At 64.9% G+C, this 25,270-nt stretch carries 24 protein-coding genes and 3 other RNA genes; 13 read left to right on the top strand and 14 right to left on the bottom strand.

Features of this window, described 5'->3' with window-relative positions; genetic code table 11:
- Positions 1 to 52 precede the first annotated feature (52 nt).
- Positions 53 to 922: a hypothetical protein gene (locus tag VC212_RS05700; protein WP_323514739.1), complete on the top strand. Its 870-nt coding sequence runs from the start codon at positions 53 to 55 to the stop codon at positions 920 to 922.
- Between the two features lie 97 nt (positions 923 to 1,019).
- On the opposite strand, the gene VC212_RS05695 is transcribed toward VC212_RS05700, so the two are convergent.
- Positions 1,020 to 1,580 (bottom strand): DUF924 family protein, encoded by a 561-nt coding sequence (locus VC212_RS05695; RefSeq protein WP_055848284.1) that lies wholly within the window; start codon positions 1,578 to 1,580, stop codon positions 1,020 to 1,022.
- Positions 1,581 to 1,720: 140 nt separating this feature from the next.
- Here VC212_RS05695 and VC212_RS05690 point away from each other — a divergent pair, with 140 nt between their 5' ends.
- The 6 genes from VC212_RS05690 (at position 1,721) to VC212_RS05665 (ending at position 6,831) form a co-directional block, all read left to right on the top strand.
- A complete protein-coding gene (locus VC212_RS05690) occupies positions 1,721 to 3,118 on the top strand; it encodes an amidohydrolase (RefSeq protein WP_055848281.1) in 1,398 nt (465 codons plus the stop codon).
- Complete coding sequence (locus VC212_RS05685; RefSeq protein ID WP_323514740.1) at positions 3,115 to 4,395, top strand: amidohydrolase family protein; 1,281 nt, start codon at positions 3,115 to 3,117, stop codon at positions 4,393 to 4,395. The genes VC212_RS05690 and VC212_RS05685 overlap by 4 nt, the downstream gene beginning before the upstream one ends.
- A 269-nt stretch (positions 4,396 to 4,664) precedes the next feature.
- Positions 4,665 to 5,246 carry a hypothetical protein gene (locus VC212_RS05680; protein WP_323514742.1) on the top strand — a complete coding sequence of 194 codons (582 nt, stop codon included), beginning with the start codon at positions 4,665 to 4,667 and terminating at the stop codon, positions 5,244 to 5,246.
- Positions 5,243 to 5,662, top strand: a complete 420-nt coding sequence (locus VC212_RS05675; RefSeq protein WP_323514744.1) for a DUF2809 domain-containing protein — start codon at positions 5,243 to 5,245, stop codon at positions 5,660 to 5,662. The genes VC212_RS05680 and VC212_RS05675 overlap by 4 nt, the downstream gene beginning before the upstream one ends.
- Positions 5,663 to 5,711: 49 nt before the next feature.
- A complete protein-coding gene (locus tag VC212_RS05670) occupies positions 5,712 to 6,467 on the top strand; it encodes a hypothetical protein (protein ID WP_323514745.1) in 756 nt (251 codons plus the stop codon).
- A gap of 22 nt (positions 6,468 to 6,489) precedes the next feature.
- Positions 6,490 to 6,831: a hypothetical protein gene (locus tag VC212_RS05665; protein WP_323514825.1), complete on the top strand. Its 342-nt coding sequence runs from the start codon at positions 6,490 to 6,492 to the stop codon at positions 6,829 to 6,831.
- 204 nt (positions 6,832 to 7,035) lie between these two features.
- Here VC212_RS05665 and VC212_RS05660 read toward each other — a convergent pair.
- Positions 7,036 to 7,100, bottom strand: a non-coding RNA gene (locus VC212_RS05660) — sX9 sRNA.
- A 73-nt stretch (positions 7,101 to 7,173) separates the two neighbouring features.
- Here VC212_RS05660 and VC212_RS05655 point away from each other — a divergent pair.
- Positions 7,174 to 8,775: a rhamnogalacturonan lyase B N-terminal domain-containing protein gene (locus VC212_RS05655; protein ID WP_323514746.1), complete on the top strand. Its 1,602-nt coding sequence runs from the start codon at positions 7,174 to 7,176 to the stop codon at positions 8,773 to 8,775.
- A 4-nt stretch (positions 8,776 to 8,779) separates the two neighbouring features.
- Here the strand turns inward: VC212_RS05655 and VC212_RS05650 are convergent.
- The 4 genes from VC212_RS05650 to VC212_RS05635 all read right to left on the bottom strand — a co-directional run bounded on the left by VC212_RS05650 (position 8,780) and on the right by VC212_RS05635 (position 11,214).
- Positions 8,780 to 8,852, bottom strand: a non-coding RNA gene (locus VC212_RS05650) — sX9 sRNA.
- A 66-nt stretch (positions 8,853 to 8,918) separates the two neighbouring features.
- Positions 8,919 to 8,994, bottom strand: a non-coding RNA gene (locus VC212_RS05645) — sX9 sRNA.
- Positions 8,995 to 9,249: 255 nt separating this feature from the next.
- Positions 9,250 to 10,041: a cellulase gene (locus VC212_RS05640; protein ID WP_238151853.1), complete on the bottom strand. Its 792-nt coding sequence runs from the start codon at positions 10,039 to 10,041 to the stop codon at positions 9,250 to 9,252.
- Between the two features lie 357 nt (positions 10,042 to 10,398).
- Positions 10,399 to 11,214, bottom strand: a complete 816-nt coding sequence (locus VC212_RS05635; RefSeq protein ID WP_323514747.1) for a cellulase — start codon at positions 11,212 to 11,214, stop codon at positions 10,399 to 10,401.
- 579 nt (positions 11,215 to 11,793) lie between these two features.
- Between VC212_RS05635 and VC212_RS05630 the strand changes: the two genes are divergently transcribed.
- Together VC212_RS05630 and VC212_RS05625 are read left to right on the top strand one after the other, a co-directional pair.
- Positions 11,794 to 12,738 carry a DegV family protein gene (locus VC212_RS05630; protein ID WP_323514748.1) on the top strand — a complete coding sequence of 315 codons (945 nt, stop codon included), beginning with the start codon at positions 11,794 to 11,796 and terminating at the stop codon, positions 12,736 to 12,738.
- Positions 12,739 to 12,824: 86 nt separating this feature from the next.
- On the top strand, positions 12,825 to 13,163 hold the full coding sequence (locus VC212_RS05625; protein WP_055848259.1) for a hypothetical protein: 339 nt from the start codon (positions 12,825 to 12,827) through the stop codon (positions 13,161 to 13,163).
- Between the two features lie 324 nt (positions 13,164 to 13,487).
- On the opposite strand, the gene fghA is transcribed toward VC212_RS05625, so the two are convergent.
- The 5 genes from fghA to VC212_RS05600 all read right to left on the bottom strand — a co-directional run bounded on the left by fghA (position 13,488) and on the right by VC212_RS05600 (position 17,602).
- A complete protein-coding gene (gene fghA, locus VC212_RS05620) occupies positions 13,488 to 14,318 on the bottom strand; it encodes an S-formylglutathione hydrolase (RefSeq protein ID WP_323514749.1) in 831 nt (276 codons plus the stop codon).
- Between the two features lie 57 nt (positions 14,319 to 14,375).
- Positions 14,376 to 14,951 (bottom strand): S-(hydroxymethyl)glutathione synthase, encoded by a 576-nt coding sequence (gene gfa / locus VC212_RS05615; RefSeq protein ID WP_055850259.1) that lies wholly within the window; start codon positions 14,949 to 14,951, stop codon positions 14,376 to 14,378.
- A gap of 67 nt (positions 14,952 to 15,018) precedes the next feature.
- Positions 15,019 to 16,128 (bottom strand): S-(hydroxymethyl)glutathione dehydrogenase/class III alcohol dehydrogenase, encoded by a 1,110-nt coding sequence (locus VC212_RS05610; RefSeq protein ID WP_055848253.1) that lies wholly within the window; start codon positions 16,126 to 16,128, stop codon positions 15,019 to 15,021.
- 64 nt (positions 16,129 to 16,192) lie between these two features.
- Positions 16,193 to 16,468: a metal/formaldehyde-sensitive transcriptional repressor gene (locus VC212_RS05605; RefSeq protein WP_046963271.1), complete on the bottom strand. Its 276-nt coding sequence runs from the start codon at positions 16,466 to 16,468 to the stop codon at positions 16,193 to 16,195.
- 219 nt (positions 16,469 to 16,687) lie between these two features.
- Positions 16,688 to 17,602, bottom strand: a complete 915-nt coding sequence (locus tag VC212_RS05600; protein WP_323514750.1) for a LysR family transcriptional regulator — start codon at positions 17,600 to 17,602, stop codon at positions 16,688 to 16,690.
- Positions 17,603 to 17,709: 107 nt separating this feature from the next.
- Between VC212_RS05600 and VC212_RS05595 the strand changes: the two genes are divergently transcribed.
- Positions 17,710 to 18,882, top strand: coding sequence for a TDT family transporter (locus VC212_RS05595; protein ID WP_323514751.1), 1,173 nt, complete (start codon positions 17,710 to 17,712; stop codon positions 18,880 to 18,882).
- Positions 18,883 to 19,187: 305 nt separating this feature from the next.
- On the opposite strand, the gene VC212_RS05590 is transcribed toward VC212_RS05595, so the two are convergent.
- Positions 19,188 to 20,288: a glycosyltransferase gene (locus VC212_RS05590; RefSeq protein ID WP_115554596.1), complete on the bottom strand. Its 1,101-nt coding sequence runs from the start codon at positions 20,286 to 20,288 to the stop codon at positions 19,188 to 19,190.
- 137 nt (positions 20,289 to 20,425) lie between these two features.
- Between VC212_RS05590 and VC212_RS05585 the strand changes: the two genes are divergently transcribed.
- Both VC212_RS05585 and VC212_RS05580 read left to right on the top strand, forming a co-directional pair.
- Complete coding sequence (locus tag VC212_RS05585; RefSeq protein WP_115513884.1) at positions 20,426 to 21,145, top strand: response regulator transcription factor; 720 nt, start codon at positions 20,426 to 20,428, stop codon at positions 21,143 to 21,145.
- On the top strand, positions 21,142 to 22,614 hold the full coding sequence (locus tag VC212_RS05580; protein WP_323514752.1) for an ATP-binding protein: 1,473 nt from the start codon (positions 21,142 to 21,144) through the stop codon (positions 22,612 to 22,614). Before VC212_RS05585 ends, VC212_RS05580 begins: the two co-directional genes overlap by 4 nt.
- A gap of 292 nt (positions 22,615 to 22,906) precedes the next feature.
- On the opposite strand, the gene VC212_RS05575 is transcribed toward VC212_RS05580, so the two are convergent.
- Both VC212_RS05575 and yihA read right to left on the bottom strand, forming a co-directional pair.
- Positions 22,907 to 24,271 (bottom strand): glutamate--cysteine ligase, encoded by a 1,365-nt coding sequence (locus VC212_RS05575; RefSeq protein ID WP_104615380.1) that lies wholly within the window; start codon positions 24,269 to 24,271, stop codon positions 22,907 to 22,909.
- Positions 24,272 to 24,597: 326 nt separating this feature from the next.
- Complete coding sequence (gene yihA, locus VC212_RS05570; protein WP_055848231.1) at positions 24,598 to 25,221, bottom strand: ribosome biogenesis GTP-binding protein YihA/YsxC; 624 nt, start codon at positions 25,219 to 25,221, stop codon at positions 24,598 to 24,600.
- Between the last annotated feature and the right edge of the window lie 49 nt (positions 25,222 to 25,270).

The raw sequence follows: 25,270 nt of genomic DNA, 5'->3' as shown, positions 1-25,270 counted from the left end.
CCTTGGAGCGTCCGTTTTTTCATGGATCAACACCCACAAGGACCCCGCCGCAATGCAAACCTCTCTGATAACGCTCGCCCTGGCCGCCCTGTTGCCGCTGGCCGCACAGGCCGCCGAACCCACCCGCGCTGTGCTGCTGGTACAGACCTACGACAGCCAGCCGTCCGAGGATCCGCTGGAATACATTCCGGTGTGGCTGGGCAAGACCGTGGCCAAAGATTCCACCCTGCCCAAGTCGCTGCTGAGCCAGCCGCTGCAGGCCTTCGATAACGGCGTTTCCAGCGCCAACGTGCGGCTTGCTGCACTGACCGTGGACGACAACAGCATGTGCGGCGGCACCTCGAAACTGCGCTTGAAGGGCAACCCCGCGCTGTCGCACTCGCCGCTGTTGTCGACAGTGGATCTGAATCCGGGCAAGCGTTTCGCCGGCCGCGCCGCCACCGCTGCCGAACAGACCGAGTTGCTGCGTCAGGCCGGCGACACCGCGCAGTTGCGCAAGACCGTCAAGCCGGCGGAATTGTCCAAAGCACTGGCGGCCTTCGCTGCGGACCGGGCGCAGGACACGGCGTCATTGCAGATCGTGACCGATGCACAGCAGCCGCAGCGGCGCGTGGCGGTGCTCACCTCCAACCACCCGACCAAGACCGGCAACCCGGACAACCCGACCGGCGTGCTCGTCGTGCTGGCGATCTTTGAACACGACGGCAACCGCTGGCAGTTTCGCCGCGGCAGCGCGGCCAGTGGCTGCGACGATTGCGAGGACCTGCCACTGCGCACGCACCTGCTGCAGTTCGGCGATATCGACGGCAATGGCACGCTCGACTTCGTACTGTCGGAAAGCGGCTACGAAAGCTACGGCTTCTATCTGCTGCTCGGCGAAGGCACCGGCTGGCGCTCGGAAGGATTGCCGGGCGGCTGCTGATCCGGTTGCCGCCCCCTGTGCGATGCCGGTTGCGGCATCGCGCAGGGGGTGCAGATTCGGTCTCAACGTACTTGGCGTGGACAGGCCACGCCGGTTCTCAACCGGCAAACCCACCGTCATCTAGAAACTGCTGCTCTTCGGCGGTGGTCTCGCGCCCCAGCACCGTATTGCGGTGCGGAAAGCGGCCAAAGCGCTGGATGATCTGCTGATGCTCCGCCGCCCAGCGCGTGGCTTCCGCATCGTCCAATGCAGCGGTCAGCTGCATGGCGCGCGCCTGCTCCTGCAGATCCTCTGCGTGCCCGAACGGCAGATAGAAAAACAGCCGTAATTGCGCCGAGACCTGTTGATCGAATCCCTGCTCGAGCGCCTGCTTGGCGTAACGCAATGCCAGCCCGTCGGTAGCGTAGGCGTGCGCACTGCCCCGGAACGCATTGCGCGGGAATTGATCCAGCAGAATCAACAGCGCCAGTGCGTCTTCGGCACGCGCCATCCAGTCCGCGTAGTCGCCGCGGGCGGCGGCAAAATGCTGCTCGCTGAAGTGCTGGCGAAAGTTGGCATCGAACGCATCGTTATGCGTGAACCAGCGCGCGGAGCCGGCCAGTTCCCAGAAGGCCAGCACCACATCGGCCTGTTTGTTGCGCTCTGTTTTGGCAATCATCGACGTTCCCCCTGACGAATACGGCACAGCATGCACGTGCGCATGTGATGAGGCCACCGCTCCCCGACCTCCAGCACTTGGCAAGTACGGCGCTGGCGGCTAGGTTTGCGGCCTACGCTTTCGTTTCACCGGGGAAATCCATGCGTTCCATTCTGTTCGCCGCCCTTGGCGCGGCGCTGCTGTGCGGGCCTGCGTCTGCGGCATCGCGGTTTGTGCAAGACCCCTACCCCAGCACCTACCACGCGCTCGCGTCCGGTCCGGTGCTGATCCAGCACGCCACGGTACTGACCGGCACCGGGCAGCGGCTGGACGATGCCGACGTGCTGCTGCGCGACGGCAAGGTGGCCGCAGTAGGCCGCGCACTCGAAGCGCCCGCCGACGCGCGCCGCATCGATGGCACCGGCAAATGGGTCACCCCCGGCATCATCGACGTGCACTCGCATCTGGGCGTGTATCCCAGCCCCGGCGTCAGCGCGCATAGCGATGGCAACGAGATGACCGCACCGGTCACCCCGAACGTCTGGGCCGAGCACTCGATCTGGCCGCAGGACCCGGGCTTCGGCACCGCGCTGGCCGGCGGCATCACCTCGCTGCAGATCCTGCCGGGCTCGGCCAATCTGATCGGCGGGCGCGGCGTCACGCTCAAGAACGTGGCTTCCACCACCTACCAGGGCATGAAGTTTCCCGGTGCGCCGTGGGGCCTGAAGATGGCCTGCGGCGAAAACCCCAAGCGCGTCTACGGCGAAAAGGGCGGCCCCGCCACGCGCATGGGCAATGTGGCCGGCTACCGCGCCGCGTTCATTGACGCGGCCGAGTATCTGCAGAAGAACGCGCCTGAAAAGACCACCAAGAAGCGCCACTGGTGGAGCAGCGGCGGCGACAACGACAGCAGCGGCGATGCCGGCGGCAAGCGCGACCTCAAACTCGACACGCTGGCCGGCGCCATCAACGGCGATATCCGCGTGCACATCCATTGCTACCGCGCCGACGAAATGGCGACCATGCTCGACCTGTCCAAGGAATTCGGCTTCCACATCGCCGCCTTCCATCACGGCGTGGAGGCCTACAAGCTGGCCGACCGGCTGGCGCAGGAAAACGTCTGCGGCGCGCTGTGGGCCGATTGGTGGGGCTTCAAGATGGAGGCCTTCGACGGCATCCAGGAAAACATCGCCATGGTCGACCGCCCGGCCAATAGCTGCGCCATCGTGCATTCGGATTCGGAAGAAGGCATCCAGCGCTTGAACCAGGAGGCCGCCAAGGTGATCGCCAACGCACGCCGCAGCGGCACCGAGATTGCGCCCGAACGCGCCATCCGCTGGCTCACCAGCAACGCCGCCAAGGCGCTCGGCATCGAGCAACAGACCGGCGCGCTGGAGCCGGGCAAGATGGGCGATGTGGTGGTGTGGAACGGCAATCCCTTCAGCTCCTATGCGTTGGCCGAACAGGTGTATATCGACGGCGCGCAGGTCTACGACCGGCATAACCGCGCCCTGCAGCCGGTGTCGGACTTCATGCTGGGCCAGGAGGTGGCACGATGAGCCGCGCCCGGTTCGCCCGCCCGCGTCTGCGCGCGTTGAGCGCGCTGGTCATGGCCGCGCTGGCACTGCCTGCCGTCGCACAGCAGGTGCTAATCCGCGATGCCACCGTGCACACCGCCACCGCGCAGGGCACGCTGCAACACACCGACGTGCTGGTGCAAAACGGCGTGATCCGCGCGATCGGCAGCAACCTCGCCGCGCCTGCCGATGGCCGCGTGGTCGATGCCAAGGGACGTCCGCTGACACCGGCCTTGTTCGGCGGCATCACCGAGATCGGTATCGAAGAAGTGTCCGGCGAAGACAGCACCGTGGACAGCGGCCTCAAGCTGGCCGAGCAACCGATGCGCCCCGAGTTCGACGTCACCCTGGCCTACAACCCCGACTCGGTGCTGGTGCCGGTGGCGCGTGTGGAAGGCATCGGCTTCACCGCGCTCGGCGCCACCACCAGCGGCGCCTTCATCGCCGGCCAGGGCGGCATCGTGCGGCTGGACGGCAGCCCGGACCCGGTCGGCCCGCATGCGTTGTTCATCCGTATTGGCGCGGCAGCATCCGATCTCACCGGCAGCTCGCGTGCAGCGCAATGGATGCTGCTCGATCAGCTGGTGGCCGAAGCGCGCGGCCGCGTGCCGGCGGATTCGCCACATGCCTTGCTGACCCCGATGGGCCGCAGCGTGCTGGCCAAGTATCTGGCCGGGCAAGGCCGCATCGTGGTGCAAGTGGAACGCGCCGCCGACATCCGTCAGTTGTTGCGCTGGGCGCAGCGCGAGAAGGTCCGCATCGCCATCGCCGGTGGTGCCGAAGCGTGGAAGCTGGCGCCGCAACTGGCGCAGGCCAAGGTGCCGGTATTGGTGAACGCCTTGGCGGATCTGCCATCGACCTTCGATCAGATCGGCGCCACGCTGGAAAACGCCGCGCGTCTGCGCGCCGCCGGTGTGGAGGTCAGCTTCACCCAGAGCGGCGATGCCTCGCACAACGCGCGCAAGCTGCGTCAGCTGGCCGGCAATGCGGTGGCCAATGGCTTGCCGTGGGAATCCGGCCTGGCCGGGCTGACCCGCGTGCCTGCGGAGATCTTCGGCGTGGCCGATCGTATCGGCAGTATCGCAGTGGGCAAGCAGGCCGATCTGGTGCTGTGGGACGGCGACCCGCTGGATGTGGCGCATTACGCCGAGCAGGTGTGGCTGGGTGGGCGCGAGATGCCGATGCGCTCGCGTCAGACCGAACTGCGCGACCGCTACATGCAGCAGGCTGGACCGCTACCGCGTGCGTATTTGAAATAAGACCAGCGAACACAACAGCTGGGCGGCCGCCAGGTGCGCGCGGCCGGTGCTCGGAATCGACATGGACGCCTCGTACACTGCGATTCTTCTGCGCCGGCCACGCTCAACTGGGGATCGCTTGCTGCACATTTCACCGCCCCACGTGCGTGCCGCCTGTGTGGATGCGTGTCGTGTATCGCAATGGTTTCGCCAGCGCAGGCCCGCGCATGCGTCGGCCCGCGCATCCACCCTCGCCGGCAGCGTGCCGGCACCATTTGCAAGGACTGCCGATGCGCCTGCCGCGCCGCCTGATGCCATCCATCATCGCTGCCTCCCTGGGCTTGATGCCGCTCTCGGGCATGGCGCAATCGGGATGGATCAACGCGCAGGGCGAATCGGTTGCAGAATCGCCCAGCCGCAAGACCGTGCAGGACATGGGCGCCAGCCTGCTACTGACCCCGGATGCGGACTGGCAGCAGAAGTGGAACACGCCCAGCGACACCGCTCCGCACTTCAACGAGGTCGACCACGTCGCCACCGGCGACACGCTGTTCGTGCTGATCTTCCTGTCCAACCCGGGGCTGGATGCGCAACGGCGCGCCGATGTGGTGTGCAGCATCCGCGTCATCGACCCCACCGGGCATGCCGAGCAGAACACCGTCGATGCGCCGTGTCTGCAGACGCAGATCGAGGGCGATCCGCGGCATGTCTATCTGGCGCAGGTCAGCCTGGGCGTGCGCGCGGAGGCCAGCGACCCGCCCGGCCGCTGGCAGGTGCAGGTCACCGTCAACGACCGCCAACGCGGCATCCGCATTCCGCTCGTCAGTTCCTTCACCATGGGCCGTCAGCGGCCGGCCGCAAAAACGCCATGAGCGACCTGTCATTCCGTGCACGTGCGGGCTACGTGTTGGTGGGCGTGGCGCTGTTCCTGATCGAAGTGGCGATCGCTGCCGGATGGATCGGCGGTGAGTGGGTGCGCGGCAGCCTGGGCGATGTACTCGCCGTGGCGCTGGTCTACTGCGGGCTGCGTGGCGTGTTTGGCTGCCCGCCCGGATGGGCCTGCCTCCTGGCCGTGGGCATCGGTTGCGCGATCGAAGGATTGCAGGCCATCCATCTGGCCGACCGGCTCGGCCTGCGCCCAGGCAGTGCGGCCTACATCGCGCTCGGCAACACCGCAACGCTGCACGACGTGCTGATGTATGCCATCGGCGGCGTGATGTCCTTTGGTTGCGATGCGCTGTTGCGACCTCGACGACGCGCAATGCCTGCAGCGCCCCTCATTGATTGATGCTGGTTGATTGATGCTGGTTGATTGATCCCGTTCGCCCTGGACTGCCATGCCTACCCCTCTGGTTTCGACCATCACCCGTTGCGCCGCCCTTGCCACCGTACTTGCGCTGAGCGCTTGTGGGCGCGATACCGCGCCTGCAGCGCCTTCGAGTGCCGGGGCGATCGCTGCTGCCGCCACGACGCCTGCCCGCACAGCACTGACGCTGCACTGCGAAGATCTGGACGATGCAGCGCAGGAAACCGCCGCCATTGCCGCAGACGCCGGCGATCGCGTGCGGCGCGTGGGGGCGCATCGGTTGGAAGTGAAAACCGATGCGGGCACGCAGATGTTCGACGACAGCCCACCCTACGATGAGCCGCTGGATGGCGCCGAGTACCGCTATTGCGATCGCCGCGATGCCTATGTGTTGCTGCATCACCGTGATGGCGACAGCTTTGCCGGCGTGTTGATCGACACCCGCAGCGGCAAGCAGCTCCCCGGCGGTACCCAGGTGGTGATTTCGCCGGACCGCAGCCGCTATCTGGCCGTTGTACAAGTCGACGGCATGGACGGCGAGCAGTGGCGCGTCCTGGATTTCAACAAGCGCACGCTGATCTCCACCACCAGCATGCTGCTCAGCCAGGATGCCACCACCGGTATCGCCGAACTGAGCGCACCGCAGTGGTTCGGCACGCAACTGCAGGCCACCGCAACCTGTCTGAGCGACGACACCCAGCACTGGCAGGTCCGTCTGGCCAACGCGCAAGGTGCATGGGATTGGCAGCCGCGCCGTGCTTGCGATGCCGCCGACCCCTCCCAGTGACATGATGTTTGAAGGCGGCGGCTTGCGCTCGATCCAGCGCGTGGTATTGCGCCAGGCACCGGCCAATCTGCAGCGCGGGATCGAGGCGGTGGGCGGACGCCTGATCCTCACCGCCAACGCGCTGTTGTTCCAGCCGCACGCGCTCAATGTGCAAACGCGTTCGCTCACCGTTCCGCTGAGCCAGATCGTGTCGCTGCAACCGCGCTGGACACGGCTGTTCGGGCTGCTGCCAGTGGCACCGACGTCGCTGGCCGTGCAGGTGGACAACGGCGACGAGCACCGGTTTGTGATCGGCAAACGCGACCAATGGATTGACGCCATCGCCAACGCACGTGACGCGCTGAGCCAAGCCGAGCAGCCCTGAAACAGCTACGACCAAACGCAGCCATCGCGGTCATGCAGCAACGCGCCGTCTCCAGGTCGCAGTACAAGCGTGACCCGCACTTAGATTCATTGCTGAAGTTTGAACCGGGCGCACGCTCTGCATCTTCGGCGGTCGCAGCCAAGGTCCAGCCCGCCTAGCATCGCGCATCGGCATCACGGCCACGTCCTCCCCTCAACTAAACGCGGCTAACACCTCGTAGCGAGCAGTCGTCAGGTGCGTCTCAGAACTGGAGCGTACGAGTGGTACATGCCGCTCCGAGCGCCGGCCGCACCTGCCTGGCGATTGCACCGTAGGTTGATTAGCTGCTCTAAGGAACTGAACATGCGCCACTCCATCCTGCGCACGCTGGCATGCGCGCTGTGTCTGTACGGGGGCGTCAGCGCGCCTGCCATGGCCGCCTTCGGATTCACCCGCAGCGGCGACCGCGTGGTGGTGGACACCGGCGCCGAGCTGGTGTTTTCGGTCAACGCCAACAACGGCGACATCGTGTCGATGCGCTACCGCGACAACGAGCTGCAGACCACCGAATCGAAGGGCTCGCATATCGCCTCGGGACTGGGCAGTGCCAACGTGGAGGCACGCGTCGTGGGCGGGGCGATCGTGGTGTCGGCCAAGGCCGGCGATCTGACCCATTACTACATCGCACGCAAGGGCCGTAATGCGATCTATATGGCCACCTATGCGCCGACGTTGCTGCCAGTGGGCGAGCTGCGCTTCATCGCGCGCTTGAACGTCGCCAAGCTGCCCACCGCGCAGCAGGAACCCGACTCCAATGTCGGCACCGTGATCGAAGGCGAAGACGTGTTTTTGCTGCCGGACGGACGCACCAGCTCCAAGTTCTATTCGGCGCGCCGCATGATCGACGACCAGGTACATGGCGTCAGCGGCTCGGGCGTTGCGGTGTTCATGCTGATGGGCAATCGCGAGCGCAGTGCTGGTGGTCCGTTCTTCAAGGACATCGCCACGCAGAAAACCCGCGTAACGCATGAGCTCTACAACTACATGTATTCCGACCATACCCAGACCGAAGCATTTCGCGGCGGCCTGCAGGGTGTGTACGGCCTGTTGTTTACCGATGGCGGCGCACCGAGCAGTGCGCAGCTGAGCACCGACTTTGTCGATGCCACACTGGGATTGAGCGGCTATCTGGCCGGCAGCGGGCGTGGTGCGGTGGGCGGGCGGGTCAGCGGCGTGCTGTCCGGCCAGCCGGCCGTGATCGGCCTGCGCAACGAGCAGGCGCAATACTGGGCCACTGCAAACGGCGGCGGCGATTACCAGATTGCCGGCGTGCGGCCGGGCCGCTATCGCATGACGCTGTATCAAGGCGAACTGGAAGTGGCGCAACGCGATGTCGAAGTATTCGCCAATGCCACCGCGCAGGCGGCCTTGCAGGCGGTGGCGTTACCGGGCACGGTGAAATGGCAGATCGGCGTGCTCGATGGCACGCCGGCCGGATTTCGCCATGCCGAGTTGTTGCCGCGTGCGCACCCTTCCGACACGCGCATGCGCTGGACACCGGTCACCTATACCGTCGGGTCGAGCAGCGTGGGAAGCTTTCCGGCCGTGCAGTGGCGCAGCATCAACACGCCCAGCCGCATCGACTTCACCTTGGCCTCCAATGAACTCCGCAACTATCGCCTGCGTATCTTCGTGCCGCTGGCGCAGGTCGGCGCGCGCCCGCAGATCGCCGTCAACGCGCGCTGGAATGGCCCGCTTCCTGCCGCACCCAACCAACCAAAGACGCGCGGCATCACCCGTGGCACCACGCGCGGCAACAACACGCTGTATGAGGTGGATATCCCCGCCTCGGCGCTGCAGGCCGGCAGCAACCGCATCGAGATCGGGCTTGCATCGGGATCGCCGGACAACGGCTTCCTCAGCCCCGCGGTGGTGTTCGACAGCATCCAATTAGTGGCGCTCTAGGAGCGGCCAACAAAACGTAGCGAGCAGTGGCCAGGTGGGTAAGGCACGCCCAGAACCGGAGTGGATGCTGAGCACATGCCGTGCCGAGCACTGGCCGCGCATGCCTGGCGCTGAGCACCGTCGTTTTTAGTTGCTCTAAGACTGGCCACAAAACGCAGCGAGCAGTCGTCAGGTGGATGTGGACGGCGCGCCCATAACCGGAGTGCACGCATGGCACCTGCCGCACCGAGCGTCGGCCGCGCCTGCCTGGCGGTGAGCATTGCAGGTTTGTTAGCGGCTCTAAATCGCTTGCGCCCTGGAAGCACCTACATGACCACCACTGCACACACGCACGTGCAGTGATGGTCATGACTCAAGCTGGCGGTGTCATCTTTTGAGGCGCCGCATCAGGTGACGCACACACATACGCCACGTCGCGCGACGCATGCATCGACTACGTCATCGCCACATCGCATCGATGGAGATTCGCAGCAGTTACTTGGCCGCAATCGAGCCGGTCAGCGAGACCGTCCCCATCCCGCCTGTCACCTCGAAACCGCCTTCCACCACCTGCAGATACAGCTCGCTGCTGTAGCGACCATCGCCACCGCGTAGCGTCTGCAACCTGGTCAAAAACGCCTTGACGTCCACATTGAGGTTGCCCTTGGCCGGAAGCGCGTTGCTGTTGCCGGCGCTGCCATGTGGGATGAAGGTGTAGACGTAGTACCCGGCGGCCGAGTTATTGCCTTCCCACAGATCGTAGGTCACGCCGCCAGAGGTGAATGCATTGGACGCGGTCAACGTGCCCAGCGGGTACGAATTGTTGGCGCCCCAGATCATCACTTCCAGCTGCGGATTGCCCTTGCTGGTGTCCTTGCGGAAAAACAGATCGTAGGCAAAGTCGCCGGTCTGCCCGCTGCCCTTGGTGGTGAAGGCCAGCGTGCCGCTCAGGCTGCCGACCTTCGAGACCTGATGCGGGAAATAGCTGTCGGTGGCCGGGTTCATCGTGTAATGCCAACCGCGGCAGATGGCCGGATAACCGTACAACTGCCCACTGGGCAAGTTGTAGGAGACCGTCAGGCTGGGCGTGCTGCCAGACCCGAATGTCGCCTTGATGTTGTTGTTGCTGTCGTTGAAATTATTGTTGTAAGCGTATTGCGTGCCGTAAACCTTGGTCTCGCCGGTCGCCGCGCTGGCGCTGGAGGCAACCAGCACCAAGGCCAGCGTGGTGGCGTGCAGCAGTAAGCCGCGACGCAAGGGCAAACGGAAACGTTCGTGCACGTGCATGAGGTGAACTCCGATGATGGATAGACGGGCCACGCTCGCCAGCTGCCAACACACCAGCGGGTGGGCGATGACCGTGGATGCATCCGGCGCAACGACGCCTTCGCGCCGTACCGGATGCCCGCGCACTGACGGGGCGCGGACATGGACATCCCTGCAGACCGATCACCGTGGCCTCATCCGATGCGCGGCACATGCGTTGCATGCGCCGCACAGACGACCACGTCATTGTTGCGATGCGACTGAACCCAGTAGCAGTGCAGGTAGCGGCGCGCGGGCGGCGGTGCATACCGTCAACGACACACCGCTGCATGGACCGACCGCGTCGCTGACGGTCCATGCGCCGCTCATCAGGGGCTGTTACTTGGCATCCATCGTGGCGCTGACCTTGGCCCAACCATTGCCGCGCACCACTTCAAAGCCGGCTTCGGCCGCATGCAGATACATGCTGTTGTTGTAGCGGCCATCCTTGGAGCGGTTGTTCTGCAGCCAGGTCAAGAACGGCTTGGCATCGATGTTGAGATTGCCGCTGGTCTTGAGCGTCGGCTGGCCGGCGGTGCCGGTCGGGATGAAGGTGTAGACGTAGTAGCCGGCACCGGAGTTGAAACCCTCCCACAGATCGAACGTGCGCCCGCCTGCAGTGATCACCTTGGTGGCGGTCACCGTGCCGATCGGCCAGGAGTTATGGTCGCCCCAGATCATCACTTCCAGCTGCGGGTTGCCCTTGGCGGTATCCCAGCGGAAGAAGATGTCGTAGGCAAAATCGCCTGCCAGATTGGTGCCGCCGGCGCTGTAGTTGAACTTGAACGGAAACGAGTTGATCGAGGAAATCTGCTTGGGAAACAGCTTGTCGCTGGTCGGATTCCAGTCGTAGTGCCAGCCGCGCACGATCGCCGGATATCCATACAGGTTGTAGTCGGCGAAGTTGAAGGTGACGGTGAGCTCCGGCGTGCTACCGGTGCCGAAGGTGCCCTGGATGATGTTGTTGGGATCGTTGAAATTATTGACCCACGCATAGTGATTGCCAAAGATCTTGTACGGCCCGGCCAGTGCTGCCGGTGCCAGCGCCACCAGGCCGATCGCCAGCGCGGCCTTCCACCAGCGCGATGCGCGCCGCCGTGTGGTGGGCGCCTGCGCACCGGTTTGTGTGAGGGTGTTGGATGGGGTGGTGTGCATGTGGACTCTCCATGGTGTTCAGCGCGGCGGCGCCAGTGCGGCGCTCCCGGGACCCGCCCTGCAGCGGTTGCGGCCGACCCTAGCAGCGGCACTGCGGCAGGAGCTATAGCGATTCCGGCAGGACAGCCGTGCCAAGCGCGATAGCGGGCGCTACCTTGCACGCCGAGCGTGCCCTGGTCCTCAGTTCGCTCCCAACTTCCTGTCGGTACGGCATGTACCGCTCAGGTACGTGGCCTGGCACCGCACGCAAATGGTGCAGAGCCACATGCCCGTGTCGTCGTGTGGACGCCGGTGGCCGGAGGCTGCACTGGTCGGACGCTGCCGTCTCGTTGTTCCTGCGTGCGAGGCGCTGTCGCTGCCAATCCACCTGGACCGACCATGCCGTGTCCATCTGCATAGTCACCACACGCCCGACGCGCAGATAACGCGGGCATCGTGAAGAATCGCCCTTCGATAGACAGATTTTGGTGCCGCTGGCCGCCTCCCGGCATGGCCGGCCCGACTGCTGGACTACGCGCGGCGACCGTTTTGCGATAGCGTTCGCAGTTGGAAACGACGCAACAGCCGGAGGGGGCGACGATGCGCATCGGAATCGTGGTGGACAGTGCGTGCGATTTGCCGCAGGACTTCATCCAACGCAACAACGTGATCGTGCTGCCGATTAGCGTCCGTATCGGCGAAGCCGTGCTGGCCGATCATCGCGATGAAGAAGCCACGCTGAGCTTTTTGCAGGCGCATGTGGCCGAGCGCGGCCATGAGGCAGAGACCACACCGTTTTCGGTCAACCAGATCCGCGATCTGTTTCTGCAGCGTCTGGTCATCGATTACGACCACGTGTTCTGCCTGACCATCTCCAAGCTGCGCAGCCAGATCTACGACAACGCCATGCAGGCCAGCTTCGCGATCCTCAACGACTACAAGCCGATTCGCCAGGCCGCAGGTCACAGCTCGCCCTTCGCGTTGCGCGTGATCGATACCTTGAACCTGTTTGCCGGCCAGGGCATCACCGCGGTGGAAGCGGTACGCCTGCGCGAGCAAGGCCAGGGTGTTGCAGCGATCCGCACCCGCCTGGAGCAGTTGGCCGAGCACACCTACGGCTACATGATTCCGCGCGATCTCTATTACCTGCGCGCACGTGCACGCACCAAGGGCGATCGCAGCGTGGGGCTGATCGGTGCGGCGCTAGGCAGCGCGCTGGATATCAAACCGGTGCTGCGCGCGTATCGCGGCGTCACCGAACCGGTGGCCAAGCTCAAGGGCTTCGAGCCGTCGGCCGAGAAGCTGTTCGGCTTCACCGTGCGCAAGCTCCGCGAGGGCCTGATGACACCCACCGTGTGCGTGGGCTATGGCGGCGAGCTGGCCGAGCTGCATGCCCTGCCCGGCTATGCCCCACTGCAAGCCGCCTGCCAGAGCCATGGCGTGGAATTGTTCGAAAGCGTGATGAGCCTGACCGGCATGGTCAACGTAGGCAAGGGCGCGCTGGCGGTGGCTTTCGCCGCCGAACCGCACCGTTTTTCCGCATGAGGCAAGCGCGTCACGACGCATGGCCTTCGACGGCGTTCTCACCCGCCCTCGGCTAGTGTGCCGCCGTCATTCAACGGAGTGTGTCCATGCCTGTCAGCTACTCGATCAGCCTGCCCGACCCCAAGCTCGCCCGCGGCAGCGCGCCGTCGGTGAGCTTCACCGCCAACGGCGCCGAGGCCTTCGCCGAACAGTTGCAGGCCGCACTGCGCGACCCGGCCTGGTTCGATCGCTGGCGCCAGCTGCAGGCCGACCCGGACGAGGTGGACCCCAGCCTGGGCATCACCGATCCATCGGCCACCGTCACCGGCAAGCAGGACGATCTGCGCATCGATCTGGTCGCCACCACCAGCATCCCCGGCGATCTGTTCAAGCAGCGCATGCAGGCCCTGGCCGGCCATCACTGGGAAATGCGCGACGTGCGTTGACGGCGTACATCAGATAGGCAGGCACGCTGCGCAGCAACTGCGCTAGGTACGGTCAGAGGCATAGTGCCGCTTAAAGCCCCTCTCCCGCCGGGAGAGGGGTTGGGGTGAGGGTACGGCGCGAAGCCACTCACGCAATCACTTTCTGCACCAAGCTGCGGCCCGTACCTTCATCCACCCCTACGGGGCACCTTCACCGGATGGGAGAAGGGAACTACGCACCAAGCGTAAGCAAGTGACGACCGCAACACATGCGGCAGGGTGCACATGTATCCACGGCGAGCGCATTCCGGATAGCAGTCGCTTGCAACCGCAATAACAGCACACTCAACCACGCAATGCCGCAGCATGATGCGCAATATGCTCGCCAATAAAGCTGGCGATGAAGTAATAGCTATGGTCGTACCCGGGCTGCATCCGCACGGTCACCGGGTATGCCGCCGCCTTGGCAGCGTCTTCGAATAACCAGGTTTTCAGCTGGTTTTCCAGAAATTCGTCCGCCCCGCCCTGATCGATCAACAGCGGCAAACGCTCCTGCGCCTGTGCGATCAGCGCGGTGGCGTCATACGCCTTCCAGCTGTCGCGATCGTCGCCCAGATAGTGCCCAAATGCCTTTTCGCCCCACGGCACCTGGCTCGGCGCCACGATCGGCGAAAATGCAGAGACGCTGCGATAGCGGCCCGGATTCTTCAGCGCGATGGTCAATGCGCCATGGCCGCCCATCGAGTGGCCGCTGATCGCACGCGCACCGGTGGTGGCAAATGTCGCTTCGATCAACGCCGGCAATTCGTTCACCACATAGTCGTACATGCGGTAATGCGCTGCCCACGGCTGCTGCGTGGCATCGACATAGAAACCGGCGCCCTTGCCGATGTCGTAGCCCTCCGCGTCGGCCACATCGTCGCCACGCGGGCTGGTGTCCGGCGCCACGACGATCACGCCGTGTTCGGCCGCATAGCGCTGCGCGCCGGCTTTGCCGATGAAGTTCTGTTCGGTGCAGGTCAGGCCACTGAGCCAGTACAGCACCGGCAACGGACCCTCGGCGGCCTGCGGCGGCAGATACACCCCTACCGTCATGCTGCAATCCAAGGCCTGCGACTGATGCCGGTACACGTCCTGCCAACCGCCGAAGCAGGCGCGGTGTTCGATACGTTCCATGGAATTCCTTCGAAAGAAGACCGCGCAGCCGGCATCACCGGCTGCGCGGCGGGTGGGTCAGTGCAGCAGACCCTTCTGACGCGCCACCTGGGCCGACAACGCGTCCATCAATCCCGGCGACAGGCAATCGTACGGCTGCAAGCCCAGCTCGGTCAGCCGCGCGCGCACGCCTTCCATCTGCTCCGGCGGCGTACCGGTTTCGATGATGGACGACACGAACGCCGCAAAACCCGGCGGCGACCAGCCCGACTGCTGCGACAGTTCGGTGTGGATGAAATCCAGACCGTAGAACGCGTGATCCTTTTTCTCGATGCGGCCGATCATGTGCACACCGCAGCCAGTGCACGCATGCCGCTGGATCGTTGCACTTTCATCGACGATCTTGAGCTTCTCCGCATGTGCGGTCACCGTGATCTTGTCGCGCGGCGCCACCGCGATCACGGAAAAGGTCGCCCCTTCCGGCTTCCAGCATTTACTGCAGCCGCAAGCGTGGTTGTGCGCGGTCTGCGCCGCCACGTCCACGGTTACCTTGTCGCTGGCGCAATGGCATTGCAGGGTTCCACCTGCAAAGCCGCCGGCCGCCCCACGCGCTACTCCACTGTCCACCGACGGATGAATCGACACGGTAGTCATCATGCCCCTCCCGGGTATCGGGTACTGCGTGCGCGGAAGCGGCCGCGCGCCGATCCTGGCCGTACGGTCAGAAATGAATCACGGTGCGGATCGACTTGCCTTCATGCATCAGATGGAAGGCCTCGTTGATCTCTTCCAGCGGCATGGTGTGGGTGATGAACGGGTCCAGATCGATCTCGCCCTTCATCGATTGCTCCACCATACCCGGCAATTGCGTACGTCCCTTGACACCACCAAAGGCCGAGCCGCGCCACACTCGGCCGGTCACCAGCTGGAACGGACGGGTACTGATTTCCTGGCCTGCACCGGCCACGCCGATAATGACGCTCTCGCCCCAGCCCTTGTGGCAGCACTCCAGCGCCGAACGCATCACGTTGACGTTGCCGATGCACTCGAAGCTGAAATCCACGCCGCCGTCGGTCAACTCGACAATGACTTCCTGGATCGGCTTGTCGTAGTCCTTCGGATTGATGCAATCGGTGGCGCCCATGCTGCGCGCCAGGTCGAACTTGCCCGGGTTGGTATCGATGGCCAGGATGCGCCCGGCCTTGGCCTGCACCGCGCCCTGGATCACCGCAAGACCAATGCCGCCCAAGCCGAACACCGCCACGCTTTCGCCCGGCTTGACCTTGGCGGTGTTGTGCACCGCGCCGATGCCGGTGGTGACGCCGCAGCCGAGCAGGCAGACCTTTTCCAACGGCGCTTCGGGATTGACCACCGCCAGCGAGATTTCCGGCACCACGGTGTATTCGCTGAAGGTGCTGCAGCCCATGTAGTGGAAGATCGGCTCGCCGTTGTAGGAGAAGCGCGTGGTGCCGTCCGGCATCAAGCCCTTGCCCTGAGTGGCACGCACGGCCTGACACAGGTTGGTCTTGCCGGACAGACAGAATTTGCACTTGCGGCATTCGGCCGTGTACAGCGGGATCACGTGGTCGCCGACCTTGACGCTGGTCACGCCTTCACCGATCTGCTCGACGATGCCGCCGCCTTCGTGGCCGAGCACCGACGGGAAGATACCTTCCGGGTCATCGCCGGACAGCGTGAAGGCATCGGTATGGCACACGCCGGTGTGGGTGATGCGGACCAGCACTTCGCCGGCCTTCGGCGGTGCGACGTCGATCTCGACGATTTCCAGCGGCTTGCCGGGTCCGAATGCGACTGCTGCACGGGATTTCATTGGGATAGCGCTCCTGACGAGGATGTTCGAGGACGGGCGCGGCATGCGCCGGCCCGGTGGGAGTTCATTTGAGGTAAGACCGGACCAGGCCGAGCAAGTCCTGTACCCGCTCGGCGCGTTGTGCATCGGACGCAGCGGCATGCCCGAAGTCTTCACGGATATGCGCTTCAAGCACCTGCGACATCAGCCCATTCACTGCCCCCCGGATCGCGGCGATCTGCTGTAGCACTGGGGCGCAGTCTGCGCCCGACTGCAACGCACGCTCAAGTGCATCGCACTGCCCACGCAACCGCCGTACTCGCGCCAACGCACGTTTCTTTTCCAGCGGCGAATGCGGCATGCCGGCCCTCGACCCAAGATACTGGGGGGCAGTATAGGCATCTGTATGGAAAAAGCGATGCCGAGGGCTGTTGAGCAGTCGATACGCACACTGCACGCAACAGAAGGTGACCGCGCTCACATCATCGCCGCGCTGCTTTTGTGTCACATCCAGGCGGTGCTGCGCGCATCACCCTGCTGCATTGCCGCACGCGATTGCGCAGCAGCGCATGGCCGATGCCTAACGGTGCGCAGGCTCGCCCCGCTCCAGCTTGAACTGCAGGCAGGCGTCGTGAAAGCGCTGCAGATTCGGCGAAAAAAACTTGTCGCGATGCGCGATCAGAAAGAACCGCCGGGTCAGTCGCGGCAGCCCGCCGCTCAGCGGCTTCAACTTTTTCGTTGCGATCAGCTCATCCACAACCCAGCGCGACAGGCAACTCACACCCAGGCCCTGCACCACCATGTTCTTGATCGCTTCCGAGCTGCCGATCTGGCGGGTATCGGACAACGCATGCAGATGCCGCAGCAGCAACTGCTCGACCTCTTCACGCGTGCCCGAGCCCGGCTCGCGCAACAGCCAGTCGGCGTCGCGCAGGTCGGCCAGCGCGACCTTGGGCTGCTTGGCCAACGCATGCCGGCGACCGACCACGACCAGCAGTTCGTCCAGCAACCAGGGCTCCGCACGCAGCTCCGGCAAATGGCAGGGCCCTTCGATCAACCCCATGTCCAACTCGAAGTTGGCCACCTTGCGCGCGATCGCGCTGCTATTGGCACTTTCCATATCCACGCGCAGCGCTGGCGCCTGCTTGCGTAGCGCATGCAGCACCAGCGGCAACACATGATTGCCGATCGTCGTGCTGCAACCGATCTTCAAGCGACCTCTAGCGGCAGTGGTGCCCGGTTCGAAACCCGCTTCGATCTCGTGTGCGCCATCGAGCAGCTTGCGCGCCTGCGGCAGCAGCGCGGTACCGACATCGTTGAGCACCAGGCGTTTGCCTACGCGATCGAATAACTGCGTGCCCAACGCATGCTCCAGCTCATTGAGCGCCGCGCTGGTGGCCGACTGCGACAACGCCACGACCAGTCCGGCGCTGGTGGTGCTGCCATGCTGGGCAATGGCGCAAAAGATCTGAAGTTGCCGCAGAGTCAGACGCACAATCTACCTGCCTTACAAGTATTCAATAACGATATTACCCGTTTTACAGCTATAAACTGGCGCTCGACACTGTCGCCACTGCCCTCCCCATTGCGTCACATACCGCCATGTCTACCGTCACTGCACTACCAATCACCCAGTGGCTGCGCCCCTTCAAGGCACTGTCCGGCCCGCGTGAGGTCATCCGTCAATTCACCCCGAGCTGGTTCGCCGTCACCATGGGCACCGGCATTTTTGCCCTGGCGCTCGGGCAACTGCCGTGGCCTGTTCCAGGCTTGGCGGCGATCGGCGCGTGCCTGTGGATGTGCAACGTTGCGCTGTTTGTCGTCTTCGCGCTGCTGTATGCCGCGCGTTGGGTGCTGTTCTTCGATGAAGCCAGACGGATCTTCGGGCACGCCAGCGCGTCGATGTTCCTGGGCACCATCCCGATGGGCCTGGCGACCATCATCAACGGTCTGTTGCTGTACGGCATGCCACGTTGGGGCAGCGCCATGCTGCCGCTGGCCGAGGCCCTGTGGTGGGCGGATGTGGCGATGGCCGTGGCTTGTGGAGTGGGCGTGCCGTATCTGATGTTCACCCGGCAGCAGCACCGCATCGAGCAGATGACCGCGGTGTGGCTGTTGCCGGTGGTGGCGGCCGAAGTGGCGGCGGCCAGCGGCGGGCTGCTGGCTCCGCACCTTGCCGATGCAGGCAGCCGGTTCGCGGTGCTGATTGCCAGCTATGCGTTGTGGGCGTATTCGGTGCCGGTGGCGATGAGCATCCTGGTCATCCTGCTGCTGCGCATGGCCTTGCATCAGCTGCCGCCGGCCAGCATGGCGGCATCGAGCTGGTTGTCGCTCGGCCCGATCGCGACCGGTGCGCTGGGCATGCTGGTGATGGGCGCCGACGCCCCGGCGATCTTCGCTGCACACGGGCTGGCCGAGCTCGGGCAGATCGCGGCGGGCATCGGCGTGATCGGCGGCGTGCTGTTCTGGGGCCTCGGCGCCTGGTGGCTACTGCTGTCGGTGCTTATCACCGCACGCTATTTCCGTGCCGAGGTGCCGTTCAATCTGGGCTGGTGGGGTTTTACCTTTCCACTTGGCGTCTACGCCGTGGCCACCTTGAAACTTGGCGCGCTAGTGCAGCTGATGTTCTTCAATCTACTCGGCGTCGCCCTGGTGGCCGTGCTTGGTGTGGTCTGGGCAGTCGTCGCGGCCAGGACGCTGGCCGGCGCATATCGCGGCAATCTATTTGTGTCGCCCTGCATTGCGGAGCTGCACAGCGAAACGACCACGCCGTGAGTGGTGCAGTAGGAGTGCTTGATCGATTCGTTGCAATTGGATTTCGGCATCGTTGCGCTGTACTTAGCCGGCGACTAATCGGTCGTACATTGCATGCATTCGACGCCGTGACTATGAGTACCAAGCAAGCCTGGCAGCGCGCCGGCGCGATCGAATAGCGGGGTCAACTGCGCAGCGTCAGTAACGCTGCAACCTTCCGATGGCAGCGTCAGCTTGAACCCACGCACGAGGAAGATGCGCATGCCGTTGATGAGCAACGGCATGCAGTCGTAACGACCACAAGCGCTGACAAGCGCGCCAATCCCTCAACGATCGACCACCACCGGCGCAATGCAGACAGCATGTTGCGGCGCATGCTCCGGCAGAGACGCCAGTACTGCGCTGCAGAAGCGCGCTGCAAAGGCGCCATCATTGGCCTGATAGAACGCACGCGCATTGGCCGACAGCGTATCCAGCGCGGCCTGCGGCATGGCGAGCGCGGTTTCCACCGCCTGCGCGATGCCCGCTGCGTCCACGTAGTAATACGACGCCAGGCGTCGCTGGCGCACGTCGCCCACCGGAATCAATACGCCATGTTCCGGTTTGACCAACTCGTTCATCGGCTCACCATCGGTGGCCAAGGTCACCGCCCCCACGCTCAGCGCTTCCATCAGGTAGTGGCCGAAGCCTTCGGCCTCGGAGGGACAGATGTGGAAGAGGTGTGCGTTCTGCAGCCGACGTAACTCGGCATCGTCGAGATAGCGCACGCGGTGATCGATATTCGGCGCCACCACAGGCTTACCGGCGGTCCGCGGGTTTTGCACCACCGTCAGTAGCGGCCACTCCGGATGCTGCTTCCAGGTCTCCAGCAGCACGCGGGTGCCCTTGGCAGTGCTGCGCCCGGCCAGATGGAAAAACGCACGCTGGCGCGGCACCTGCGCATCGTGGCGATCCGGGCTGGTAAAGCCGATGAAACGCGTGGTGCAGCCCAGGCTCTGGAAAATCCGTTCGGCATGGTGGGTCTTGCACAGCACCGCGTCGAATTTCGGCAGCAACGGCAGCCATTTGGGCAGCAGCCATTCCGGGTTGGGCACCAGCAGGTTGATCTGCCCCAGCGGCAGGCAGCGCGCATACACGCGCTCGGAAAAGATCTGCAGCGGCACCCGCCCGAACAGCGCGCGACTGGCCCATAGCCGCACTTCGCGCCCGGTGTCCTGCAACCGCTGGCTGGTGAACCCCAGCTCCTGCACAGGCACGCCGCCGGCGCGCAAGGTCTGCGCCATCAGTACCATGTCGCGGGTCAGACCCACGCCGTTGTCGCGGCTGATCACCCGCATCATCGGAAACGCCTTGTCATGCACGCACCCGCCATCGGGGTGGCGCAGTGTCGAAGCGATGGTGTCCTGCGTGATGTCCCGTCCCGTCATGTTGCCTTGCACGTGTGCCAATAGTTGACAAATTTGATGTTTATGATGTGAGTTCCAGCCTTGCACCTGCGAGCACCATGTATCCGGTAGCCACCACCCTGCGCGGGCCGACCTCCGCGCCACCGACGATGATTCCCATGGATATGCAACAACCCCGCGTTCTTGTGGTCGACGACGACCCGGACCTGCGCAAGCTGATCGGCGAGTTCCTCAGCGCGCATGGCTACCAGGTGGACGTTGCCGAAAACGTGGCGGACATGCGCACGCGCATGGCGCAACGCCGCCCGGACCTCATCGTACTCGACGTGATGATGCCGGGAGAAGATGGGCTGAGCGCAGCGCGCGCCCTGGCCAGCGAACGCGGTTCGCCGGCGGTCATCATGCTCAGTGCGCTGGGCAACGACACCGACCGCATCATCGGCCTGGAAGTGGGTGCCGACGACTATCTGGCCAAACCCTGCAACCCGCGCGAACTGCTGGCGCGGGTGCGCGCCTTGCTGCGCCGCAGCCAAGCCAGCAACGAGCAGGCCGACCAGCGCGGAAACGTCTACGAATTCGCCGGATGGCGCCTGGACGTGGTGCGCCGCGACCTGCGCGACCCCACCGGCATCTTCATCAATCTCTCCGACGGCGAATTCGCGCTGTTGCGCACCTTCGTCGAGCACCCACAGCGCGTGCTCAGCCGCGACCAGTTGCTGGACTATGCGCGCGGCCGCGATACCGACGTCTACGACCGTGCCATCGACAGCCAGATCAGCCGCCTGCGCCGCAAGATCAACGAGCGCGTCCATACCGAACTGATTCGCACCGTACGCAATGAAGGCTACATGCTGCTGCCGGGCGTCTCGCGTCTGTGAGTAAACCGGCACGTCGCGGGCTGTCGATCTTTGCCCGCACGTTCGTCCTGCTGGCGGTGGCGCTGCTCACCGCCCAGGCCATCGGCATCGCCCTGCTGGTGATGCGCACCCCCGTCTACGAGCCGCCGGTGCACCCGCCGGAAGTGGTGGCGCTGCTGTCCACGCGCATGCCCGCCGGCACCCAGACCCTCAAGGTGCGCGACAGCGTGCAGGTGCCAACGGCGCCGCCTGGCCAGGTGCGCGACGCCTTCGCGGAAATGCTGCTGGCCCACTGGCTGGATGTCGACGCGCACCGCGTGCGGTTCTATCGCAGTGCCGACGACCGCGAGAGCCCGCAGCTTGCTGCGGACCGACCGCGACGGCAGCACGCGGCCAGTGCCGCGGACAGCAACGGTATCCGACGGATGTCGCCGGAATGGGCGTCCGGCCGCCCAGCTGGCGACCCGCCGTTCGGCAATGGGCTGCGCATGGACCAGGCGCCGGACGATTGGGAAAGCGAACGCCTGACCCCCGGCGTGCCCTTGCTGGATGGCTTCACCGCCGCCCTGCAGCAGCCCGATGGCCGCTGGCGCACGGTGGAGTCGCCGCGACGGCGGCTGTCGGCTGAGTTCAAGACCCATATCGTGCTGCTGTTCCTGGCCGGTCTGCTCGCCAATGTGCCGCTGGCATGGTGGTTCTCGCGCGCACTGTCGGCGCCGATCAAGCGCTTTGCCGAAGCCGCCGACCGGCTGGGCCGCAATCCCCACGCCGCCGCCTTGCAACGCAGCGGCCCGCCGGAGATCGTCCGCGCCGCCGATTCGTTCAATGCGATGCAGGGGCGTCTGAACCGGCTGATCAACGAACGTACCCACATGGTGGCGGCCATCGCGCACGACCTGCGCACACCGCTGGCGCGGCTGTCGTTTCGACTGGACGGCCTGCAACCGCCACTGCGCGAAAAGGCGCTGGCCGATATCGACGAAATGAAGGCGATGATTTCCGCGGCGCTGGATTTCATCCAGAACGATCGCCATCGCGGCGAACGCGCGCCGCTGGATCTGCGCCTGCTGGTAGAGAGCGTGGTCGACAACGCCACCGATATCGGCGCCGACGCGGTGCTGCTGCCCGGCCCGACCATCACCCTGGACGGCGACCCGCTGGCATTGCGCCGCGCGCTGATGAATCTGCTCGAAAACGCCCTGAAATACGGCAAGTGCGCGCGCCTGCAGCTCACCCGCGATGGCGAAGATGGGGTGTTGTGGATCGACGACGACGGCCCCGGCATCGATCCCACCCAGCGCGAACAACTGTTGCTGCCGTTCGTGCGTGGCGAGTCTTCGCGTAACCGTGGTACCGGTGGCATCGGCCTGGGCTTGTCGGTGGCGCATAGCATCGTGCTGGCGCATGGCGGCGACCTGCGCCTGGACAACCGCGCCCATGGCGGGCTGCGCGTAACGGTGCGCCTGCCGTGCATGCCGGAGCGGCGCTGAGCGCAGACCGGAACCGACCAACAAAGGATCAGCGCGCACGACCAGCAGTGGCCTCATCGCGCGCATCATGGGGCAACGCACTCCGCTGGCGACCAGGCTGTCGCGCCGAGCCAGGGTTGGTAACGCGCTCGTCGGTCACCCACGCGAAGAATGCGCGCGACCGCGCGCATCAGGGCCCCAGGGTGCAATCAGCACGCAACCAGGGCTTCACTGCCGACAGCTAACCGCTCACGCACTGACCCACAGCAACACGCGCCGCATCACGACGCGCAGTTGACCGCACATCACTCAATCAGTACGCAAACTCGCGGAACACACGGTCGATATCGCCGTTCCATGCGCCGTGATACAGCGCCAGCTTGCGCTCGGCGGCAGTGACGCCGCTTTCGGCAATCTCGGCGATCACGTCGACAAAGCCGGTTTCGTCCTGGCCATCGCCATTCAAGCGCGCGCGTCGGCGCAGGCCTTCGCGGGCGATGTTGACCGCCTCTACCGCCAGGTCGCGCACGGTGCCGTTGCGGAACGGCAGGCCCAGCGCGTGTTTGGGCACGCCGTCGCGCAAGGCGTGGCGTTCGGTCGGGCTGAAATCCTTGACCAGGTCCCAGGCCGCATCGAGCGCGGTCTGGTCGTACAACAGGCCCACCCAGAACGCCGACAACGCGCACAGGCGATTCCACGGGCCGGCATCGGCGCCACGCATTTCCAGATATTTCTTCAGACGCACTTCCGGAAACGCGGTGGTCATGTGGTCCGACCAGTCGCGCAGCGTCGGCAACGCACCCGGCAATGCCGGCAGCTTGCCTTGCATGAAATCGCGGAAGCTCTGCCCGCTGGCATCGACATAGACGCCGTTGCGATACGAAAAATACATCGGCACATCGAGCAGGTAATCGACGTACCGCTCGTAGCTAAAGCCGTCTTCGAACACGAAATCCAGCATGCCGGTGCGATCGGCGTCGGTATCGGTCCAGATGTGCGAGCGATAGCTCAGGTAGCCGTTGGGCTTGCCCTCGGTGAACGGCGAATCGGCGAACAAGGCGGTGGCGATCGGCTGCAACGCCAGCGACACGCGGAACTTCTGCACCATGTCCGCTTCGGTGGCGTAATCCAGATTGACCTGCACCGTGCAGGTGCGCGTCATCATGTCCAGGCCGAGCGAGCCGACCTTGGGCATGTAGTTCTTCATGATCTGGTAGCGGCCCTTGGGCATCCACGGCATCTGGTCGCGCCGCCACTTGGGCTGGAAGCCCATGCCCAGGAACCCAAGCTGCAACTCGCCGGCGACCTGGGCCACTTCGTCCAGATGGGTGCCGGTTTCCACGCAAGTGTCATGCAGGGTTTCCACCGCCGCGCCGGACAGTTCCAGCTGGCCAGCCGGCTCCAGCGTCACCGAGGCGCCGTCGCGCAGCAGCGCGATGGTGTGGCCGTTTTCCTGCACCGGCTCCCAGCCGAAACGGGTCAACCCGGTCAGCAGGGCTTGGATGCCACGCGCGCCTTCGAAGGTGGGCGCGCGCAGGTCATCGAGCTGGAAGCCGAACTTCTCGTGCTCGGTCCCGATCCGCCAGTCCGCACTGGGCTTCTCGCCGGAGGCCAGCACCTGGACCAGTTCCGCGCGTTCGGTAATCGGCGTTTCGGCAACGTGGCTGGGACTCGACAAGGGCAGGCTCGCAAACGTGAAGGGGTGGGACGATGTGGGGATACTTCCCAGCCACCGCAAGGCCCGCACTATACCCGCAGGGCATGCAAGTATTGCCGCCATCGGCCGGGTCTGAGATTTCCATCCATGCGCATGCCGCAGGATGAGCCGCAGTGCGCATCACCGCAGCCCACCGCTCCGCCTGTGCGCCAGCCGGCCGCAACCGGTACATCGGTCGACCCTGGCTGCCGACAGGCCCGTGCCGACCGGCACACACGAAGACGGCGAGCACTGGCTCGCCGTCTTGCATTGCATCAAAGGGCCGCGGCGGTGGCGGCCGCCAGGCATCACTCGGCCGCGGGCGTTTCCACACCCAGGCCCAGCCAGCCGCCGACGATGCCGCGCAGTTCGTCCACACCCTGACGCGATTCGCCGGAGTAGGTCTGCACGGTCACGCTGTCGCCGAAGCGCGAGGTCACTTCCTTCTTCACCTTCTGCAGGGTCTGCATCTGCTGGCCACGGCCGAGCTTGTCGGCCTTGGTCAGCAAGCCGTGCGCAGGCAGGCCGCGTTCGGCGGCGTAGCCGAGCATCTGCAGGTCGTAATCCTTGAGCGGATGGCGGATGTCCATCACCACCACCAGGCCGCGCAGCGCCTCGCGGGTGCGGAAATAGCGGTCGATGAAGGCCTGCCAGTGCGCCTGCAGGTCCTGCGGCACCTTGGCGTAGCCGTAACCGGGCAGATCCACCAGATAGCGCTCGGGCTGGATCTGGAAGAACACCAACTGCTGGGTGCGACCGGGGGTCTTGGACACGCGGGCGAGCGCGTTCTGGCGGGTCAGCGCATTGAGTGCGCTGGATTTTCCGGCATTGGAGCGGCCGGCGAAGGCCACCTCGTAACCGCCATCGTCGGGCAATTGCCGGGCGTTATGGGCGGACAGGTGGTAGCGGGCTTGTTCGATAAGGAGCGACATCTCGCTAGGATCGCACGTTCGGGCCCGGCGGTTTTGCTGCACTGTTCGT

This window comes from Xanthomonas sp. WHRI 8932A, assembly GCF_035012785.1.
Lineage (GTDB): Bacteria > Pseudomonadota > Gammaproteobacteria > Xanthomonadales > Xanthomonadaceae > Xanthomonas.
This window is presented reverse-complemented; position numbering and strand designations above follow the sequence as displayed.